The following is a 15,940-nucleotide window of genomic DNA, read 5'->3' on the forward strand; positions in this document are numbered from 1 at the left end:
GGCAGTTCATGGGTAATGATTGTTTTCTGTAACGAATTCGGCGTGTTGCAATGGAGTCAGCAGGGAGTCCCCTTTGGCATTGGAATTGTAAAGATATCTGTAAGGTGCGGCGACGAATGCCTGATAGTTCGTTGCGGACCCGGACCCCCTGCCGGAAGGAACCGCCATGATTTTCTCCATGACAAGCCGAACAGCATCAGGACACCTTCTTTCATCCAGAGTACTCTTGTCGAAGGGGTTAGTTCTCGTCTTCGTGCTGGCTATCGCAGGCTGTGGCGGTGGCGGTAGCGACCAGCCCGCCGTTGGCATCAACTCCTCGCCGGCCGTTCAGGAAACGACCTCCGGCCAGAGCAATTATTTTACGGTTACCCGCGATGACTACGGGCTCATCACTCCCAATTTTCTCTATTCAACCGACAACCCCGTATTCTGGTCGTTGCAGGCCAACGTGGCGGCACATGTCGTTGACCCGGATACCCGCTGCGTCATCAGGATCGACGTACTGAAAGACCAGGATGGTACAATGCCGTCACTCTCCGGCAGAACGTTCTCCTTTGAAAACACCCCACTCTTCCCGCAATTCCCCGGAACGTTTTACGTATTCAATGGCCAGAAGTCCGTGTACAAGAAAGTGGAGGAGGGGACCATCACCTTTTCGTCCGGCCTGGCGGGGCATAACGTCATAACGGGTGAATTCGACGTCGTGCTCACCGATTACGACGTGAAGGAGGGGCCGGCACCCCGTTACCGCCTCCAGGGGACATTCGGCTTTGCCATGGGGACCTATGGCCCCGCATCTCCCCTCCCTTCCCACGTATACCCCCCCAACGGGGAAAACACCTATCTGCACTGCTGTTCCTCCTGTCATTCCCTGAGCGATTACGATGAAGTGCCGGGAAAGGGGTCGGATCTCTCCCAGCGAGGGGGAGAGCTCCCCGTTGTCTATCCCGGCACCATCGCGGACCATGCCGGCATATACCTGGACCAGAAGACCATGCAGGAGTTGAGAATCTTTCTGAACGCCTGGTGAAACCATTGAAATGCGAACGAAAGGGGCGTCCACTATGAAAACACCACGAGAGAAGGCATTTGCCAGGGAATTCGACAGTGAGGTCAGGAAACTCAATGCCATCATTACCTTTGCCATTTACTGCCTGTCTTTGCTCCTGATCAAGCTGCTGTATGACTCCCTGGTTCAACTGCCCACCGTTTCACTCGAGGTGATAATATCCGTTGCCGTTCTGATGCTTGCCGGTGCAGCCGTGATGTTCAAGCGTTTTGCACACAAATCGGTGCAGAGAATATCGGTCCTGGCCACGAAGCTCGACTCACTCCTTGCCACGACGAGCGAAATACGCGCGGAGATACACACGGATATCCTCCTGGAAAAAATCCTCCATAATGCGCTGGCGATGTCGGGCGCGGAGGGGGCGATTCTCTACACTGTGGAAAACGACCGACTGGTCTGCCGGAATGCGGAGGGGAACGGACTCGAAAAGCTCAAGGGAAGTTCTCTTCCGCTTATGGAAGGGGTTCCCGGCTGGGTCGTCAAATCGTCCCTGGTTGTCCGGCTCGGTTCCGGGGCGACCACCATAGAAGGGCTCCCCGAGAAAACCGGGTTTGAAGAGTTCATGTGTAATTCCCTTCTTTTCGCTCCCATGATCACCCATTCCAAGGTTGTCGGTGTCATCGGATTATGCAACCTGCGGAAGGGGGAGAGCAGCGGCGAAGACGAAGCCATCATCTCCTATTTTGCGGACCAGGCAGCCATTTCTCTCGAAAATGCACGGCTTTACGAAGACCAGCTCAATTTCGAAACCCACATCTCCGAAATCCTTCTTCAAGCCATGGATGCCCATCGGCCGATCAAGCGCGCCCATTCCGAAAATGTCGCTCGCTACAGCCATCTTATCGGCAAAGCCATCAACCTCCCCTTTGCCCGGGAAAAGAACCTTCATATTGCCAGCATGCTCCATGACATCGGATTCATCAAATACCGTCCGGAAACGGAAATGACAGACAAGGTTTTCCGGCATCACTGTCTCGCAGGGTACACGATGCTCAAATCAATCTCGGTCTACAAGGATGTGGCACCCATAGTTCTGCATCACCATGAACGATTCGATGGTACCGGCTACCCTAACAAGCTCAAGGGTGAGGATATCCCCCTTGAGGCGAGAATCATCGCCATTGCCGAGGCCTTCGATGCCATGACCTCTGCTTCCACCTACAAGCAGTCGATGGGGATGGGGGAGGCGGTGCACGAACTGCTCACCCATGCGGGAACCCAGTTTGACCCCGCTCTGGTCAAGATCTTCATCGATGCGATCTATCAGTCGAAAGTGCGGATACCTCCGTTGGACAAGACCGCGCAAAGCGGTCGAGCCCAGGTGATACGGCTGCATGAAGGTGAAGGGGAAAAGGGGCCGTTCGCTGGGGTTCTGCCGTCGCCGGCCTCAAGCGGCAGGTGACCTCCGGATAGCAGGGGTCTGGTTTTGTCATCATCGGTGCATGTGCTCCGTAGGGAATGACCGGAGGCACTCAATAAGGGAAACATCATGAATCGGGAACCGCATGGTCTAAGGGATAAATGGGACGACAACGGGGAGCAGTTCCGGGCCGTTTTTGAACATGCAGCCTGCGGTATCTGTCTGATCGGAACCGATGGCCGCTTTCTCCAGGCCAACCTCTCCCTCTGCAGCATGCTCGGCTACACGGTTGACGAGTTGAGCTCTCTGCATATCGGGGAGATTACACATCCGGAAGACGCAGAACTAAGCCGGGACTGGGCCCAGGCCATGCTGGCAGGAGAGTCGTGTCCCCACCAGCTGGAGAAGCGTTGTCTCCACCGGAGCGGCCGAATCGTCTGGGTAACGGCAAGCAGATCGCTTCACCGGGACCAGACCGGCGTCCCTCTCTTCTTCATCGAAATCATGCAGGACATTACGGAGCAGAAGAGCCTGGAGAACATGCTCCGTTATGGGCAGAAAATGGAAGCGATCGGTACCTTGACCGGTGGCATTGCCCATGATTACAACAATATTCTTTCCGCCATCGTGGGGTACGGCACCCTGCTGGAAATGAAGCTTCCCCGGGATAATCCTCTTTTCCGCTATGTGGAGCAGATACTTTCCGCCGCCAACAGGGCAGCACGCCTCAATCAGACTCTGCTCGCGTTCGGCAGGACATCGGATATGCATTTGAGCGTGGTTGATCTGGATGAAGTAGTTCTCGGAACGGTAAGCCAACTGATAAAGGTTCTTGGGAAGGATATCGGGATACGCACCAGCCTGTCGGCCGGCGATGCGACGGTCCTGGCCGACCCGGACCAGATTGAGCAGGTTTTGCTGAATCTCGCCGTCAATGCCCGGGATTCAATGCCCGAGGGGGGGATGCTGACGCTGGGCACCATGATGACGGCCCTCGACGCCGCGTTCGTTCGGGCCAACGGCTATGGTGAGCCGGGCGCCTATCTCCTGCTCACGGTCAGCGATACCGGGACCGGCATGGACGAAAAGACGAGGCAGCGGATTTTCGAACCATTCTTTTCCACCAAGGGGGCCGGCAAGGGGACGGGGCTCGGGCTCTCCATGGTCTATGGCATTATCAAGTCACACAAAGGATTCATTACCTGCCATTCCGATCCGGGCAACGGGACCACCTTTTCCATCCACCTGCCGGCACAGTCGCAGAGGTGCAAATAACCGCCGCATTGGGCCATGGTGGATGTCAGTTCTTCCACGAAGGGCTGCCCGGTGCGAACTGTTGAGGAGATAGAATGATGAACCATGCTAACCGCATAATGGTAGTAGACGACAATCCCGTCAGCCTTGAATTTGCCGCGACACTTTTGAAAGAGTACGGCTATCCTCCCCTTTCCTGCGATAATGCGGCCGATGCCCTCGCCATCATGGCAAAAAACAGGATCGACGCCGTTATTACGGATATCAGGATGCCTGAAATATCGGGAATCGAACTTCTGGAAAAAATCAGGCAGCAGTATCCGGAGATACCAGTAATTCTCATGACAGCCCACGCGGAGCTGGATACGGCGGTCCAGGCTATACAAAAAGGGACTTTCGATTTTATCCTCAAGCCGTACAAGCCCCTGCAACTCATACATGCCATTGAAAAAGCGGTAAGTCACCGTCACATGCGGGAATATGAGCGCAATTACCGGCGTGCCCTGAAAGATGTCGCCAGGAAACGGAGAAATGAATTGAGGGAGGCGGGGAAGGAGATGATACAACGGCTGGTAACCGCTTCCGAATACCGGGACGACAATACGGGCGATCATATCAAGCGGATCGGCAATTTTGTGAGGCTGCTGGGACAGGAGATGGGTCTGCCCACCGGCTTTGTCGAGACGATGTCCTTTTCGTCGATGATGCATGATGTGGGAAAAATCGGGATACCAGACCAGATTCTGCAGAAGGCTGGTCCCCTCACGGCCGACGAGTTCGAGGTAATGAAAACCCATACCACGATCGGCGAAATAATTCTCGGCAATGCTTCACAGCCGAGCATCCGCATGGCGGCATCGATCGCACGTAACCACCACGAACGCTGGGACGGCAGCGGCTATCCTTCCGGCCTGAAGGGAGAGGAGATTCCCCTTGAAGGACGGATCGTGATGCTCGTTGACCAGTACGATGCGCTACGGAGCAAGCGCCCCTATAAGCCGGACCTGGATCACAGGACGGTGGTAGAAATCCTAACCTGCGGTGACGGGAGGACTAAGCCGGAACATTTCGACCCCGGGATACTAAACGCATTTGTCAGGAAGGAGGCAGAGTTCGAGGAGATATATAACCACGTCACCGCCTCCTGACCGGCACCGCAGGGATATTCTCTCCGTCTGGGACTGCTGGTTGATGTATTGCGAAAACGTTCCATCCAGCATGTATCGTAGGCCTCCTTGCCATTCATTTTCGGCATGACCCGCAGCTCCTTCTCTTTCCGTCGACCACCACGATGACGTTGTAGCGCTCTTTCGTCAGCACGCTCGTCACCATGCTTGCAACGTCAGTCAAGTTGCTACACAGAAGCGGGACAGTGCTGCCTACCGTTGAGCCCCTCCCGGCAGGAGAAGCTCGGTGACCTTTTCCATGAACGTTGCGGGGAGAAACGGTTTCGTGAGAAATACCGTCTGCTCCGAGAGATGCAGCTCCCGTGCGAGATCGACATCGGTGTACCCCGACATGAAGAGAACGCGGAGGTCCGGCTGCCGCTCCCGCAGTATATGGGCAAGCTGGGAGCCGTTCATTCCCGGCATGACCATATCCGTTATGAGAAGATCGAGGGGGGGGTGCAGGGTGGTTTCCATAACCCGGAGGGCCTCTTCCGGTGATGCTGCCAGGAGAACATTACAGCCGCTTTCATCGAGAATTTCGCGGATGAAACTGCGAATGCTCTCCTCGTCTTCCACAACGAGGACCGTTGCATTGGTCTGTGACGGCGGCTGGGGCTGCTCTTCTTGCCGCTCTTCGTCGGGGTGGAGGTCCTCTTCGACAAGGGGAAGGTAGAGGGAGAAGGTCGTTCCTGCGCCAACCGTGCTCTCGACGGTGATATAGCCGCCACTCTGCTTGATGATGCCGTATACCATGGAAAGCCCGAGTCCTGTGCCCTTGCCTGCCGCTTTGGTCGTGAAGAATGGCTCGAAAACCCGCTCCATGACTTCGGGAGGCATGCCTTCTCCCGTGTCATCGATAGTTATCATTGCATAGTTCCCCGGCTGAGCTCCCGGATGGCTGTGAGCAAACCGGGAATCGATCCGGACGGTTTGCGTGGCGAGGGTGATCTCTCCCCCGGTGGGCATTGCGTCCCGAGCATTGATGACGAGGTTGATGAGAACCTGTTCCAGTTGTCCCGGATCGACTTTCACCTTCCCCCCCCTGTCCCTGCACGCAAGGGTGATCCGGATGCTCTCCGGAAGCAGCCGGCGGAGAAGTTTCTCCGCACGCAGGATTGCCTCTTCCGGCTTGATGACCTTCGGTTCCAGTACCTGCCGGCGGCTGAAGGCGAGCAGTTGTTGCGTCATGTCGGCAGCACGGTTCCCCGCCTCGGCAATGTGGTCGAGTATCTCCCTGGTCTTCATGTCGGGAACCTTCCTGAGAAGGAGTGCCGCGTATCCGTTGATGACGGTGAGGATGTTGTTGAAGTCATGGGCAAGCCCGCCGGTCAGGGTGCCAATGGCTTCGATTTTCTGCGCCTGGCGCAACTGCGCCGTAAGCTCGTCCCGCTCCCGTTCCGCTTCCCTGCGTTCGGAAATGTCCCTCCCTGTACCGCTTATCCCTATGGTCACCCCGTTGAGGTCCTTGAACAGCCCAGCGGTGAACTCGTAGGGGATTTCTCTGCCGTCCTTGGTCAACAGCGTCGTTTCAAGAAAGACGCTTCCTTCCCTGACCGCAGTCTCGATGGCGTTTTGTACTATATGACGCAGTTCTTGCGGAAAAAAGTCCGTCGGTTTCATTGCGCGGATTTCGTCGTCGCCGTATCCCGACACGGTGGAGAGGGCTTTGTTCCAGCGGAGAAATTTACCCTCCAGGTCGAAGACAAAGAAAAAATCGTTGAGATTGTTCAGGGCGCTTTCCGTAAACGACTTTTCTTTTTGCAGAGCCGCTTCCGACTCTTTGCGCGCGGTGATGTTGTCGAAGACAGCGACAAAACAGCCCTGTTCCGGACTGTAGACGGAGACGGAGAACCAGCGTGCCAGCGCCATGATGTAGATTTCGAATTTCTCCGGTTGACCGGTCAATGCAATCCGGCCGTAAATTCCCAACAGCTCGGGGTCCAGCTCTTTTATCCCCGGAAGTACCTCCGTCACCTTTCTGCCGACGACATGCTCCAGCCCGGTCAATCGCGTGAAGGCCTCGTTTACTTCGAGATAGACAAAGTCTGACGGAGTGTTGTCTCCATCGAACAGCATCCGGCAGTACGCGACTCCTTCCTGCATGTTTGCGAAGAGCGAGCGGTAGCGTTGTTCGCTTGCGGTCAAAGCCAGATCCGCCTGCTTCCGGTCGTCAATATCGAGATGGGTGCCGAGCATTCGCACCGGCCGCCCCCCAGAGTCCCATCCCACGACACTGCCAACGGAGAGGATCCACTTCCAGCCGTTACCGGCCGTACGGAGCCGGTACTCCATTTTGTAACGGGCGGTTTCACCCTCCGTGCAAGCGCGGAAGACTTCCAGTGCCTTCTCCCGATCATCGGGATGGAGTCGTGCGGTCCAATCCGCGACATCCGCTTTCCGGTTCATTGCCGAGTCGTAACCGAGCATCTGGTAGTACGCGTCGTTTACCGTCGCCCTGCCGCTCTGCAGGTCCAGGTCGTACATTCCCTGGTTGGAGGCGGTAAGTGCCAGCCGCAGCCGCTCCTCGTTTTCGGCTAAGAGTCGGTTGCTTTCCTCCTGTTGAGTCAGTGCCCGGCGGATAAGCCAGTACAAAAGAGATGACGTTACCGTAACAAAGAAGCACCCCTTCAGTATCCCCGCGAGGAGAAGGGATTGATTCATGAACGGGACGGTGAGTACCAGAAAGTCGGTGAAGAATATCCATCCGCAGCTCAGCAAAAAGTACATGGCGGCAATTCTGAGCGCGTATGGGTCCAGGTGGAAACGGCTGGGGATGGGCATGGGTACTCCGTTGTTGTCGATGCAGGTGTGATGTAAAACCGATGTACTTGCAAGAGTTGGGGCCGGGTACAAACGGCAGATTCTGATTGTTCCTCGAAGGTGCATCAAGATTTATGCCATCTGGCCGTGTCGAAGTGCAAAAAAGTCTGCACCCAGGAGATGGTCACTCATTGGTGGCCGTACCGTCATTTCGGTCTGGCGGTTCGCACAGGAGCGAATGAACGGGAATTGTCAGGATATATCTGACCCTGCAGTATAGTGTGCCGTCATCTGCGGAGCGAGTCGGGACGTGGTGACGGAGTCTGTTTTCGGGAGCCGCTGTGCAGTTTTTGAACAGGGCTTTGCCCGCGCATGTGGTTGTAATTACTGGCAGTTGTCGGAAATGTTGTTCTGCCTGATCAACCCCTACACACTGGAAGCAGGAGGGGTAAATATTTATTGTCAATGAAAACGGCATGTTATGTGTGGGCATGGGTGGCATGTTCTTGGCAGCTTCCTTATTGACACGGGGGAAGCCCATGAAAGCTGTTCGATACATTGCGCATGTGTTCGCCATTATGGTCATACTGCTGACATCCCCTGTCAGCTACGCTGCCACGGCAACGGCGTCGCTCAGGGTAAGCGTGGTGATCCGTCCATGGGTGAGGCTGACATCGGAGCAGCATATCCATTCCTACAGAGTAACCCGGGCCGATATTGAAAAGGGATATATTGACCTTTCCAAGATTGCAACCGTGAACATCAGGACGAATGAGCGCAAGGAGCAGATGATTCTGGTTTCCCATGAAGGGGAAGGTGTCTTGGCAATTGGCGAAGGAGGCATCGCTTCAGCCGCCGGAAACGGTGTCGTCAACATGGGAATGACGCAACCGGGAGTACTTATCAGTAAAACCATCGACGGCCGTATCCTCCTCCCCAAAGACGTTGCCGAAGGGGTGTATCCCCTCAGGCTCTCACTGTACACCCAGTAAATTCATCCCATTCGTACAAGGACCGCGTGCCGGCCCCGTTGTTTTTCAAGAACGTCTCCGCTCGGTATGCTGGCAACACCAATGCCTTGATCATATTGATGCTGAAACGAAGAAGAGTCCCCCTTGACCCAATAGATGGTCAGTGCGAGGACTCTTGTTAACGGGCTAGAATTACGCTGTTTTTCTGGCGGAGGCACATGGGAATCGAACCCACCAAAGAGGTTTCTCACCCCTTTCACCGGTTTTGAAGACCGGGCCGCCCACCAGCGACGGACGTACCTCCGTGGACCCATTTAGTATCGTATTTGCCCGCACCCGTCAATTCATAAATTGTCATACTGAGATAGAGCCTGTCGGGATGACCATCAGGACCCCAAGGGGACCGTGAAGAACACTTTTGTCCCGACGCCGGGGGTGCTTTCCACCCAGATATTTCCCCCATGGGCTTCCAGGATGTTCTTGACGATGCACATGCCGAGGCCGGTTCCTTCTATGGCCGTGTTCGAGGCGTCAGCACGGTAGAATCTGTCGAATATCCTTTCCACCTGTTCGGGTGCCATGCCGATCCCTTGGTCATCCACGCAGACCTGCCAGGCGTCTTCGAGTCTGGTACTGCTGATGCGGACCGGTCCTCCGTCGGGATAATATTTCACCGCATTGCTGAGGAGGTTCTCCATAACCTGTTCCAGCTTGCCACTGTCGGCGAGAAGCGTGGCGGGCTGGTCGGACAGGTCCAGCTCGAAGGTGTGCCTGACGGATATCTTCTGTCCGTACAGCACAGCCTGACGGATGATCTCGTTGATGTCGCACGGTTTCTTGTCCACGGGAATGGAGCGTCCTGCTTCAATCCTGCTCAGATCCAGCAGGTCGTCGACGATTCTGGACAATGCCCATGCTTTCCTGTTGATGTAGGAGAGTGCATCCCTCTGCACCTCGGGGGAGCCGGTTTCTTCCGACAGCAGCAGCTCCGAATAGCCGATGATGGAGGCGAGGGGGGTGCTGAGCTCATGGGCGGCGGTGGAGATGAACTCGCTCTTCATCCGGTCTATTTCCCGTTCGCTGGTAATGTCATGGATGATAGTAATCATGCCGAGGGTGCGGCCACTTTTAGCCTGGATGACCGAAGTCCTCCCCTGCATGATGTGCCGTTGGTCCGAACCGACCGGCGCGAGTTCGAATTCGAACCGCATGCCGCTTTTCTGTTGTGCCAGGACCGACGTAATCTCCTCCGGAAGTCTGTTGTCGCCAATGAGTGTATCGATGGGGCGATGGGCGACTTTTTTCAAGGGGCAACCGAATATTTTCTCGGCCGACTGGCTGAGAAGAATGATCCGTTGATGGGAATCGGTGACGATGAGGATATCGGTAACGGATTTGAGGATGCTGTCCACCCGGGTTCTGATCCCCCGGGCGACCAGATAGCCGGCCGGTACGGAGAGGAGCACCATGACCAGGGCGGTTGCCATGACCCAGGTACCCATCCTGTCCAAGGCAGTTGCCATCCGTTTCAGTGGTGCCGCCAGATCGCTTTCGTAGTAGCCGGCGCCGATGACCCAGTCCCATGGCTCGAAATAGGTGATGGCGACCGATTTGTAACGGGGGGCCGGTTCATCGGGATTTTTCCAGGAATAGCGCATGAAATCCACCGGAATCGGGTCCGCTGCTCCCCTCTTGAGAGCCAGGGCTTTCCCGATGATGGTCTGGACAAAGGGATTGCCGTTGGCATCGAGGGAGTTCCAGAGGTTCTCGCCGTCACGTTTGCCGTCCTTGGAGATGAGATACTGACCCTGCTGCGCCCCCGATCCGCCAAGGACATAGACGTAGCCGGTCTTTCCCACCACGATATCCATGATCCCCTTGCGGAGGCTTTCCAGGTTTTCTTCCTTGACGCCTACATAGAGAGCTCCCACGACTTTTTGATGACCGAAATCCCATATCGGTTCGTAGGCGGTGACGTACCAGGCATTGACCACATAGGCACGTCCCTGGAATCTCTTCCCCTCCAGCAGAGCCGCAATGACCGGGCTTGGTTTACCATCGGGGGTGGCAGCGGGGATATACGTGCCGATGGCGCGGCTGCCGTCTGCATTTTCCACGTTGGTGCAGACCCGCAGCATGTCTCCCTTGTCGTTCATCCGCTGGAAGATGGTGGCGCTTCCCCCCACCAACCGTTTCACCTCATCGACCACGGGTGAAACCGTCTGCCGGTCCCGGTTTTGGCCCAGCCACTTCCCTCCCACTATCATTTTCGGCAGCGAAACGGTTGCTTCTGCGTGGCTCAGTTGATTGACCGCGGTCCAGGCGACCTTGTCCCTGCCGAAGGAAATCGGACCCGAGCGCTTGAGCACGTCCTCGGCGACCAAAAGGTTGTGATTCACCGTCTTCTGGACCGCTTCCTGGGCCGAACGACACATGAGATACACGTCGCGGGCGATTTTCTGGGCTTCGCTTTTTGCCTGCTCCTCGATTTCCCGGCCGAAGAACTCCTTGAGCACCTCTTTCTGGTAGAGGGCAACGCCAAGTGCCACAACCGTTGTCAGCGCAATCGGCAGTATGGCCATCCCCGTTATCTTCGCCCCGATCTTCAATGAATCCCCCGGTGATACCACATATGGAGATTTTGATTAGCGATTGCTAACTCTATCATTAAGAACCACATTGTGCAATCCATTAGAAGCGCACCTTGTCGGGTGGGCACGTGCATTAGCTGTTTACACCTGCGCTTGAAAGTGGTAGAGAGTGCAGCAGCGGCTGAGGCAAGCATACAGCTGATGAGGCGGTGAACGCATCTGGCGGGCACCGTGAGGATAGATTGCAGCACAACTGCTATGCCGTGTCCCATGCGGCAGCCAGGAGGGGACGGTGATCCCTCTCAAGGACTACAATCCGACCAGCCGCTTTCCCCTGCTGACGGTCGTCCTGATCATTGCCAATATCGCGGCATTCGTACAGGACCGTCTTACCGGTCACCTTGAGGAGGTGCTGATACCAACCCGCCACGGCGCAGTCACCGCCACCCATTTTGTCGGCGGGCTCTCCCACCGCTTCGCCCTGGTTCCGGCAGATCTCCTGCTGAACCCACTCCATGAGTGGATAACGGTATTCACTTCCATGTTTCTTCACGGAAACTGGCTCCACATCGGCTCCAACATGCTCTACCTCTGGATCTTCGGCAACAATATCGAGGACCGTCTCGGCCCGGCGCGCTTTCTCCTTTTCTATTTCATCAGCGGTGGTGTCGCCGCAGCGGCCCAGATAGCCAGCGCACCCCTGTCGACGATTCCCATGGTCGGGGCAAGCGGGGCGGTGGCGGGGGTGATGGGCGCCTACCTGGTGCTTTACCCCCGGGCGCGGATTCTGACTCTGATCCCGATCTTCATCGTTTTCACCACCGTGGAACTCCCCGCTTTTGTCATCATCGGTTACTGGGCGTTGTTGCAGTTTCTCAATGCGAACTGGCTCGGGAGCGGGGAGATGCAGGGGGGAGGAGTGGCCTATTTCGCCCATCTGGGGGGATTTGTTGCCGGTGTCATCATGATTTTCATTGCGGGTGGGACAGGGAGGCGCCGGCGGATTTACTGATACTGCAGCTGCTGCGAAAGGAAGGGTTGCCAGGATGTGGTACAATTGACGGGAAAAGGAGGGTTGCACATGAAAAGATGGCAGTTTACTGCAGGTGCAACGTTGGTGCTCGTGACCTCCTGTGCCGCACCGCGTCTGCGGCAGGTCATGGTGGACACCCCTAATTCCTGTTACCGGCTCGAGCGGGTGGAGGGGGACCGGGTCTATCTCACCTCGGGGGGACAGCGGATCTGTCTGCAGGTGATCGGCCATGTGCCGGTGGAGCTGGATCCTTCCGTCCGCAGGGTGCAGCTGTTCACCGACGGCAGGTTCTGGATGGAACAGGATATCCCTGGGGTGCCACCCGTGGCAAAATGAGGTATATGTCATGGCTTGCCCCGGTGGCGCCGGAGCAAACCGGTGAACGCTAGTAGATTATGATATACCCGTGATCCTGGGCTATCTTGGAAATTTCCAGCGTGTCCTGGATATGGTAGGTCTTCCCTTCCAGGGTGAAGGTATAGCCTCCCTCCGGCAACGGCACGGCACTTTCCAGCAGAGTTTCAAACAGGGCTGTCTTGATCATTTTTACCTCTCACCGCGGTGTTTTCCCCTGCTTATACCATTCCGTTTTCCCTGAGTAAAGCCTGCCGTTCAGCGTAGCTTGAGTTCCCCTGCAAGTGTGTCATAGTTTTCAGGCTGTACTATCTCATCCCGAGGTTTGCTATGCACCGGACAAGAAAGAGCGGCATCCTGCTCCATCCCACATCCCTTCCCGGTAAGGAGGGAATCGGCACCCTCGGTAGGTCAGCCCGCCAGTTCGTGGATTTTCTCCATCTCGCCGGGCAGTCGGTCTGGCAGGTGCTTCCTTTGGGGCCTACCGCCTACGGCAACTCTCCCTATTCCTGTTACTCCGCATTCGCCGGCAACCCGCTCGTTATCGATCTGGCTGCACTGGTTGGCGATGGGGACCTGGCGTCCTGCGATGTGAAGGGGAGCTTCCACGTGGATTGGGTGGATTTTCCCCAGGTGGAGGCGCATAAGCTGCCGCTTTTGGAACGGGCTGCCGGGACGTTTTTTTCGGCGGCCGATCCGCAGCGGATGGAGGAATTCTGGCATTTCTGCGACGCCAATAACTGGTGGCTCCAGGACTTTGCCCTCTTTATGGCATTGAAGAGTCGCTTCAAGGGGAAGAGCTGGAGCGCCTGGCCCCGGGACATTTCCCGCCGCGAGCCTGCCGCCTTGCAGCAGTATGGTGAAGATCTCGGCCCCCAGATCGGCGCACACAAGTATGTCCAGTGGCAGTTTTACCGCCAGTGGAACGATCTGAAGAGCTATGCCGGCGCGAAGGGGGTGGAGCTTTTCGGCGATATCCCGATATTTGTCGCCCATGACTCGGCCGACGTCTGGGCCAATCCCGGTCTGTTCCATCTGGACGGGGCAGGGCAGCCGACGGTGGTAGCCGGGGTTCCCCCCGATTACTTCAGTAAGACCGGTCAGCTTTGGGGAAACCCCCTTTACCGCTGGGAGGAGATGGCGGCCGGCGGCTACAGCTGGTGGACGGCCCGGTTGCGCAGTTCCTTCGCTCTGTACGACCTGGTGCGCATCGACCATTTCCGCGGTTTCGAGGCCTACTGGGAAGTGCCCGCCAAGGAGAAGACCGCCGTCAACGGGCGCTGGGTCAAGGGACCGGGCGAGGCGTTGTTCACTGCACTGGAGACAGCGCTGGGGAAGCTCCCCATCGTGGCGGAAGATCTTGGGGTCATTACCCCGGAAGTCGAGGCGCTCCGGGACCGGTTCGGGTTTGCGGGGATGAAGATCCTCCAGTTCGCCTTCGGTTCGGGACCTGACAACGACTATCTGCCCCATAACCACGTCCGGAATTGTGTTGTCTATACCGGGACCCACGACAACGACACGACCCTCGGCTGGTTCGATTCCCTCAAGGACAGGGAGCGACAGAAGGTGCTCCGCTATCTGGACTGTGCCGCGAACAACATGCCATGGGGGCTTGTCCGTGCTGCGATGGCTTCGGTGGCAGCCCTGGCGGTGGTTCCCCTGCAGGATTTCCTTGAATTGCCTGCTTCGGCACGCATGAACGTTCCCGGTACCCCCCGCGGCAACTGGAGCTGGCGGTTTACCGGCGAAGTGCTGACGGAGCCCCTTGCGGAGAGGGTTCTCGGGCTAACGGAAACGTTCGGACGTCTTGCCAGATAAGACCTTTTGAAAATTGTTGACAGATAATATGGGACATGTCTAGAATTTGCCAAAACTATTCTTTATCAATATAGTAAAAAATCAGAGCATAAAACTTGATTGCAGCGAGAGGAGAGCGAACCATGTCCGATGAAAACTTCAACTTCGATACCCTTGCCCTTCACGGTGGGCAGCGTCCCGATGCCGCCACGTTGTCCCGGGCCGTCCCCATTTACCAGACCTCCTCCTATGTATTCAAAAGTTCGGAGCATGCGGCAAACCTGTTCGGACTCAAGGAGTTCGGAAACATCTATACGCGACTGATGAACCCAACAACCGATGTGCTTGAGCAGCGCCTTGCCCGGCTGGATGGTGGCGTAGGGGCGCTGGCGTTCGCTTCGGGGCAGGCAGCCATTACCTCCGCAGTCCTCAATATTACCCAGGCAGGACAGAATATAATATCCACCAGCAGTCTCTACGGCGGCACCTATAACCTGTTCCACTACACCCTTCCCAAGCTCGGAATAACGGTGAAGTTTGTCGATTCATCCGATCCCGAAAATATACGGCGTGCCATTGATGGAGAGACCCGACTGGTGTACACCGAGTCGGTGGGGAACCCGAAGAACAACGTGGACGATTTCGAGGCCATCGCCGCCATCGCCCATAGCGCGGGGATTCCGTTCGTCGTCGACAACACGGTGACGACCCCGTACCTCTTCAAGCCACTCGACCATGGTGCGGACATCGTAGTCTATTCCCTTACCAAGTTCATCGGCGGTCACGGGACGAGTATCGGCGGCGCCGTCGTGGACGGGGGAACCTTCCCCTGGAACAACGGCAGGTTCCCCGAGTTCACCGACCCGGACCCCTCCTATCACGGGCTTAAGTACTGGGAGGCGCTCGGCAATCTTTCCTATATTCTGAAGATGCGGCTAACCCTGTTGCGGGACATGGGAGCCTGTCTCTCTCCCTTCAACGCATTCCAGTTTATCCAGGGGCTGGAAACCCTCCATGTCCGGATGCCGCGGCATGTGGAAAATGCCCGCAGGGTGGCCGAGTGGCTTGAACGGCACCCTCTTGTCAGTTGGGTCAATTATCCGGGTCTTGCCAGCCACCCTGACCATAGCCGGGCGCTGAAGTACTTGCCGAAAGGGGCTGGAGCCATCATTGGCTTCGGGATCAAGGGTGGCCTTGAGGCGGGGGCGAAATTCATCGACAGTGTGAAACTCCTGTCTCACCTTGCCAACATAGGCGATGCCAAGTCGCTGGTCATTCATCCCGCATCCACAACCCACCAGCAACTGACCGCCGAAGAACAGGTTTCTGCTGGCGTGACGTCCGACTTTATCAGGCTCTCCATCGGCATCGAGAGTGCTGACGATATCATTGCCGATATCGAACAGGCATTGCAGGCATCCCAAGGTTAAGGGGAACCCGTACGTGACCAATTTCAGGCGTCTGGCGACGGCCGCCTGAAATATTTTGCGTTTTAGTTGATTTTAACCAAAAACATCTTGACGTGGCGAGGGTGGTTTGATATAAACACGTCTTTCGCCGGGCGGGGAAGCGAGACGCC

General features: G+C 56.5%; 12 protein-coding genes and 1 tRNA gene. 9 read left to right on the top strand and 4 right to left on the bottom strand.

The genetic code is table 11. The features are described from left to right. The first annotated feature begins 226 nt into the window (after positions 1-226). From KI810_RS16160 to KI810_RS16175, 4 genes are all read left to right on the top strand, one after another. Positions 227-1,030: a hypothetical protein gene (locus KI810_RS16160; protein WP_214176601.1), complete on the top strand. Its 804-nt coding sequence runs from the start codon at positions 227-229 to the stop codon at positions 1,028-1,030. Positions 1,031-1,064: 34 nt separating this feature from the next. Beyond that, positions 1,065-2,471: an HD family phosphohydrolase gene (locus tag KI810_RS16165; protein ID WP_214176602.1), complete on the top strand. Its 1,407-nt coding sequence runs from the start codon at positions 1,065-1,067 to the stop codon at positions 2,469-2,471. A gap of 87 nt (positions 2,472-2,558) precedes the next feature. Next, complete coding sequence (locus tag KI810_RS16170; protein WP_214176603.1) at positions 2,559-3,704, top strand: two-component system sensor histidine kinase NtrB; 1,146 nt, start codon at positions 2,559-2,561, stop codon at positions 3,702-3,704. Between the two features lie 74 nt (positions 3,705-3,778). Further along, complete coding sequence (locus tag KI810_RS16175; protein ID WP_214176604.1) at positions 3,779-4,831, top strand: HD domain-containing phosphohydrolase; 1,053 nt, start codon at positions 3,779-3,781, stop codon at positions 4,829-4,831. Positions 4,832-5,062: 231 nt separating this feature from the next. Here KI810_RS16175 and KI810_RS16180 read toward each other — a convergent pair whose 3' ends face one another. Beyond that, positions 5,063-7,633, bottom strand: a complete 2,571-nt coding sequence (locus KI810_RS16180; RefSeq protein WP_214176605.1) for a PAS domain-containing hybrid sensor histidine kinase/response regulator — start codon at positions 7,631-7,633, stop codon at positions 5,063-5,065. A gap of 518 nt (positions 7,634-8,151) precedes the next feature. Between KI810_RS16180 and KI810_RS16185 the strand changes: the two genes are divergently transcribed. Next, positions 8,152-8,604 carry a hypothetical protein gene (locus tag KI810_RS16185; RefSeq protein WP_214176606.1) on the top strand — a complete coding sequence of 151 codons (453 nt, stop codon included), beginning with the start codon at positions 8,152-8,154 and terminating at the stop codon, positions 8,602-8,604. A 185-nt stretch (positions 8,605-8,789) separates the two neighbouring features. Here KI810_RS16185 and KI810_RS16190 read toward each other — a convergent pair. Then, a tRNA-Sec gene (locus KI810_RS16190) sits at positions 8,790-8,887 on the bottom strand. A gap of 82 nt (positions 8,888-8,969) precedes the next feature. Continuing rightward, the gene (locus KI810_RS16195; RefSeq protein ID WP_214176607.1) at positions 8,970-11,192 is read right to left on the bottom strand and encodes a Cache 3/Cache 2 fusion domain-containing protein; all 2,223 of its coding nucleotides are present in this window, start codon (positions 11,190-11,192) and stop codon (positions 8,970-8,972) included. 274 nt (positions 11,193-11,466) lie between these two features. Between KI810_RS16195 and KI810_RS16200 the strand changes: the two genes are divergently transcribed. Then, positions 11,467-12,186, top strand: coding sequence for a rhomboid family intramembrane serine protease (locus KI810_RS16200; RefSeq protein WP_214176608.1), 720 nt, complete (start codon positions 11,467-11,469; stop codon positions 12,184-12,186). Between the two features lie 69 nt (positions 12,187-12,255). Continuing rightward, positions 12,256-12,543, top strand: a complete 288-nt coding sequence (locus tag KI810_RS16205) for a hypothetical protein (RefSeq protein ID WP_214176609.1) — start codon at positions 12,256-12,258, stop codon at positions 12,541-12,543. Between the two features lie 49 nt (positions 12,544-12,592). On the opposite strand, the gene KI810_RS16210 is transcribed toward KI810_RS16205, so the two are convergent. Further along, positions 12,593-12,751, bottom strand: coding sequence for a hypothetical protein (locus KI810_RS16210; RefSeq protein WP_214176610.1), 159 nt, complete (start codon positions 12,749-12,751; stop codon positions 12,593-12,595). A gap of 113 nt (positions 12,752-12,864) precedes the next feature. On the opposite strand from KI810_RS16210, the gene malQ reads away from it, so the two are divergent. Together malQ and KI810_RS16220 are read left to right on the top strand one after the other, a co-directional pair. Then, entirely contained in the window at positions 12,865-14,382 is a 1,518-nt protein-coding gene (malQ, locus tag KI810_RS16215) for a 4-alpha-glucanotransferase (RefSeq protein ID WP_281412624.1), read from the top strand. Between the two features lie 122 nt (positions 14,383-14,504). After that, positions 14,505-15,791 carry an O-acetylhomoserine aminocarboxypropyltransferase/cysteine synthase family protein gene (locus KI810_RS16220; RefSeq protein WP_214176612.1) on the top strand — a complete coding sequence of 429 codons (1,287 nt, stop codon included), beginning with the start codon at positions 14,505-14,507 and terminating at the stop codon, positions 15,789-15,791. The last annotated feature ends 149 nt before the right edge of the window (positions 15,792-15,940 follow it).

This window comes from Geomobilimonas luticola, assembly GCF_018476905.1.
GTDB classification, from domain to species: Bacteria; Desulfobacterota; Desulfuromonadia; order Geobacterales; family Geobacteraceae; genus Geomobilimonas; species Geomobilimonas luticola.

Bases quoted from the DNA above. Each gene is read 5' to 3' on its own strand.
- KI810_RS16180 (WP_214176605.1), bottom strand. From the start codon at position 7,633: ATGCCCATCCCCAGCCGTTTCCACCTGGACCCATACGCGCTCAGAATT.
- KI810_RS16205 (WP_214176609.1), top strand. From the start codon at position 12,256: ATGAAAAGATGGCAGTTTACTGCAGGTGCAACGTTGGTGCTCGTGACC.
- KI810_RS16185 (WP_214176606.1), top strand. From the start codon at position 8,152: ATGAAAGCTGTTCGATACATTGCGCATGTGTTCGCCATTATGGTCATA.
- KI810_RS16220 (WP_214176612.1), top strand. From the start codon at position 14,505: ATGTCCGATGAAAACTTCAACTTCGATACCCTTGCCCTTCACGGTGGG.
- KI810_RS16170 (WP_214176603.1), top strand. From the start codon at position 2,559: ATGAATCGGGAACCGCATGGTCTAAGGGATAAATGGGACGACAACGGG.
- KI810_RS16210 (WP_214176610.1), bottom strand. From the start codon at position 12,751: ATGATCAAGACAGCCCTGTTTGAAACTCTGCTGGAAAGTGCCGTGCCG.
- KI810_RS16165 (WP_214176602.1), top strand. From the start codon at position 1,065: ATGAAAACACCACGAGAGAAGGCATTTGCCAGGGAATTCGACAGTGAG.
- KI810_RS16175 (WP_214176604.1), top strand. From the start codon at position 3,779: ATGATGAACCATGCTAACCGCATAATGGTAGTAGACGACAATCCCGTC.